Origin of the sequence: Lichenifustis flavocetrariae (assembly GCF_026130545.1) — a bacterium.
Taxonomy (GTDB): domain Bacteria; phylum Pseudomonadota; class Alphaproteobacteria; order Rhizobiales; family Beijerinckiaceae; genus Lichenihabitans; species Lichenihabitans flavocetrariae.
The window spans coordinates 1-3,940 of the sequence record NZ_JAMOIM010000113.1 but is presented as its reverse complement, the minus strand read 5'-3'; the positions used below and the strand labels follow the sequence as shown (position 1 = coordinate 3,940).

Sequence of the window (3,940 nt, the reverse complement as noted above, 5' to 3'; positions counted from 1 at the left end):
ACGCTCAAGATCGAATCGGCTCATTCGCTAAGGGAATCAGCGATTTCCTTGCGTGGCAAGGGCCTGGGTAATTACCAGGCATCGGCATCCCCGAGGATCAAATTTCGGCGCTTTTCGAGCGTTTTAGCCAAGCCGACACATCGATCACGCGACGATACGGCGGCACGGGCCTTGGCCTCGCCATCTGTAAACGCCTTATCGAGTTGATGGGGGGTGAAATTGGCGTTCAGTCCCGCCAAGGCCTTGGCTCGACGTTTTGGTTCGAATTGCCGCTTCCCCTTGCGCCAAGCGAAGCCGGCAAGTTGCCGATTTGCCAAATTGGGTCGACCTCGCAACCGCGGCGCGTGCTTCTCGCAGAGGACAATCCCATCAATCAGGAGGTGATCACCGCTATGTGCGAAGGTCGCGGCCATACGGTGACCGTCGTTGATAACGGCGCCGCTGCAGTCGCAGCTGTGCATGCTGGCGAGTATGACGTTGTCCTAATGGATATGCAGATGCCGGTCATGGATGGCATATCGGCAGCCCGCGCCATTCGCGCTGCCGAAGCGTACGGGAAACGACCGGCAACGCCGATCATCGGCCTCACCGCCAATGCCATGGCCGAGGACATCCAACAATGCCGCAAGGCCGGTATGGATGCTCATGTCGCCAAGCCGATCGAATGGGCAGAACTCTTCACGACCATCGATCAGGTCGTCGTATCAGCTCCTGCAGACGCTTTGGCGGCATTACAGGTCCTCGATGAGCGTAAACTGGGGGAACTGGTCAATGTTCTGGGCTGTGAGCGTGTGGCAAAGATGCTTCACCGGTTTGCATGTGACATCGAAAATCGGCTGACTGTCCTTGACGAAATCGATGTTTGCGAACTCAGCCTAATAATGCATTCAATTATGTCATCTAGTGGCCAACTTGGATTTATCGAGCTTTCCAACCTGAGCTCGCGCATCAAAGAGGATGCTAAGCACGGGGCAAGGCCAAACTGTCTTCCCGAGCTGCTTCTCGTAGGGAGAAGAGCGATCGAAGCGGCAAGAGCTTACGTGGGTAGGTTATAAAATAATAACAACATTTAAATCTCAGCGTTAAGTGTCTGAAATAGATCCCTGGCTCTTGCGCCGCCGTCTACGGCCGCGTAGCGGCACCGCGGAGGTTGCAATAAGATCCTGCTTCACGGAGTGACAGGTCGCCGTCACTTTTTTGACCCTGCGATACCCAGTTGTGACCAGCAATGGCGCGCCCGACGGGCTTCGAACTCCAAGACAGCTTGCAGATTCACCTGTTTAGCTTATCATTGGCGCTGATTTCCTTCAAATAATCAAATCCTGAATTGTTCGGTGGGTCATTCATTGTCAGTCGATGTTGTACGGCGGGAACTTGCGCATCTCGACGGCGAGCATGGACACGAGTCCAGCCACATAGCCGTCCGAGGCATCCTTACTAGAGTTATGGCCCGTAATGCGGTTACTGAACCGCTTCGCGATGCCAGCGGCTTCGGCATAGGTGATCCAAGAGTGACGCCATGCATGGTTGGGGCTTAGATCCGGATCAAGCTCAACCTTGGACCGCAACCACGATGCAAGCTCGGCTGCCCGTAGTTCCTGGGCACTTCGGGTTGAGCCCTCCCTCTGCTCTCGGTCTGTGAAACAGCATTGGCAAGGGACCCTGCCGGATTTTCGATAATTCAGGTAGTTACTGCGCCTATCGGCGTCACGACCTCGCGCCGATCCACAATCTGGCCCTCCGTCGGCCTGACCGTCTACGCCCCTGGAGTCACTCCGGATTCATCCCAATCTGCACGCAAAGTGCGCCAGACCCGAGCGTTTCAGGACGAAGCGGCCCTTGTCGAGCTTGGCTCAAGCCACGTGTAGTGCTGGTTTTGGCCTGGAGCGAGGAAAACAGGAGGTGAAAGTGGTTCCTTGTTCCTCGGACGAGGAGACATGGATCGTCCCACCATGAGCTGCGACAATTTCCTGAGTGATGTAGAGGCCCAGCCCCAGATTCGTGGACGCATGCTGACCGGTCGTGGCCGTCGCGCGGGTTAAAGGATCGAAGATCATGCTCAACTTGTTGGCCGGGATCGGGACACCCCGGTTGCGGACCGTCAACGTGACCGTGTCCTTGTCGATTGCGATTCCGACGTCAATCGAGGAGTCCTGAAAGCCATATTGTATGGCGTTACCGAGCAGGTTCGAGAAGACCTGCCCGATACGGGCCTTGTCCCATTCACCCTTCAGGTTCCCGGGGGAGACGTCGAGCTTGATGTTTCGCTCCGGGTGCGCGGCCCGGGTCTCGTCGACCAGCTGATGGGCGACGTAGCCGAAATCCATGGCGGATCGGACTATTGGGAGCGAAGCGCCGAACCGCGCACGCGTGACGTCCGTGAGATTGTCGATTAGTCCGCTGATGCGTTCCGCACATTCGGACATGTTTCCCGCGAGCATCGCCTGCCGCTCGTTGAGCGGGCCCATGCGCGGCATGAGTTCGGCCGAGAGCATGATCGCCTGGACCGGGCTCCGAAGGTCGTGCCCCAGGATGCCGATGAACAGGTCCTTGGATCTTAGCACCTCGTCGGTGTAGTAGGTCACCGACTCCATCAGTTCCTGATCGATCGCCTCGTTGAACCTCGTCAGGTCCTCGAAGTCCTTCTCGTCCATGAAAGGGTTCGTTCTCCTCCAGAGCTTGATCACGCTGGCGCGTAAGGCCCGGTACTCAGAGGTCATCTGGCTGATGTTGAAGCCACCCGAGAGGCGCAATGCCGCGTGGGTTTCCGCAGCCGTGGTAGCCCGATTGCGGGCCTTCTTACCCTTCGACTTGATGGTCTCTTCCTTGGGCGACTGTTCCGACTGGATGTCGTCGACGATGAATTGCAGGATCAGATGGATGTGGTCCCGCAACCCCAACGGGGTCATGCCGTCGGCTGTCGGCGTCAACGTTCGTGCGAAGTTCTCCCATTCGACAACAATGGGCTTGATGTTCTCGGACATGAAGACGGGAAGCCGCCTGCGGTCCTCACGTTTCTCCGAGGTCGGCGACGTTGAGGTGGCTTCTGCCTTTTGCATCATGAGAGTCCTGTCACTCAACCCGTTCCAACATTCGCCGCTCTTGGGCGCATGCCCTTGTGGCGCTTTCTTCCCAGGGATGTGCGGCACAGGTCACTCGCAGCCGTCATCACTTGATGATGTCAAACCCGTCGGCAGATCTTTCCTGCGATTTGTTTTGAATTTTACAGAATTAGAAATTGTCGTATCATATAATGATTAGAAGGTCGTAAGAAGCCAATCGAATACCCGGAATTGATCTGAGTAAAAATGCCGAGCTCCGTTTTGGTGTAATCCTAAAATTCGCGATATAGATTTATAGTTGCCTTACAATCACGAATACCGGGTATCCAAAAACGATTTGGAACCGCCGCCAATGTCGGACATTGTTTTTTGTGTTGGTATGCGGTTTGTGGACGACGTGGATAAGTCGCGCGTTCCTGAAACAGCATACAGGCGCCCGCGACAGCGGGCCGGGAACCTGAAGCATCCCGAACAAGGCTCTTGGAATATGTCGACTCGACCATAGGCTCGGAACCGCACAAGCGATGGCCACGTAACCAATAAAACGCATCACATCCGAACATTCTGGATGGAAGCCCTTTCATGAACTTGATCATCATCATTGTTGTCCTCCTTCTCCTGTTCGGAGGTGGTGGCTATTACGGCATGAATTCCGGAATGTACGGCGCTGGGGCCTTCGGAGGCATCTGACTTGGCGGCATCGGTCTGATCCTACTGGCGATCTATTTTTTGCGATGAGGGGCAGCGGTAGCGAAGGCCAGAAGACCCAATCCTCCCGACAGAGACCGCCGCGACAGCAGTTCGCAGGGGTTACGCATGAAATCAGTGAGCTATTTGACGGCCTGAAATCCGATATGATTCAGGGAGCCTCCTTGGCG

The 3,940-nt window shown here is 55.8% G+C and carries 3 protein-coding genes; 1 reads left to right on the top strand and 2 read right to left on the bottom strand.

All coding sequences use genetic code 11. From position 1 onward, the window contains the following. Positions 1–80: 80 nt before the first annotated feature. The gene (locus M8523_RS35885; protein ID WP_345894370.1) at positions 81–1,055 is read left to right on the top strand and encodes a response regulator; all 975 of its coding nucleotides are present in this window, start codon (positions 81–83) and stop codon (positions 1,053–1,055) included. Between the two features lie 294 nt (positions 1,056–1,349). On the opposite strand, the gene M8523_RS35880 is transcribed toward M8523_RS35885, so the two are convergent. Both M8523_RS35880 and M8523_RS35875 read right to left on the bottom strand, forming a co-directional pair. Continuing rightward, positions 1,350–1,568, bottom strand: a complete 219-nt coding sequence (locus M8523_RS35880) for a site-specific integrase (protein WP_282589574.1) — start codon at positions 1,566–1,568, stop codon at positions 1,350–1,352. A gap of 285 nt (positions 1,569–1,853) precedes the next feature. Then, complete coding sequence (locus M8523_RS35875; protein ID WP_282589573.1) at positions 1,854–3,062, bottom strand: sensor histidine kinase; 1,209 nt, start codon at positions 3,060–3,062, stop codon at positions 1,854–1,856. Positions 3,063–3,940: the final 878 nt, after the last annotated feature.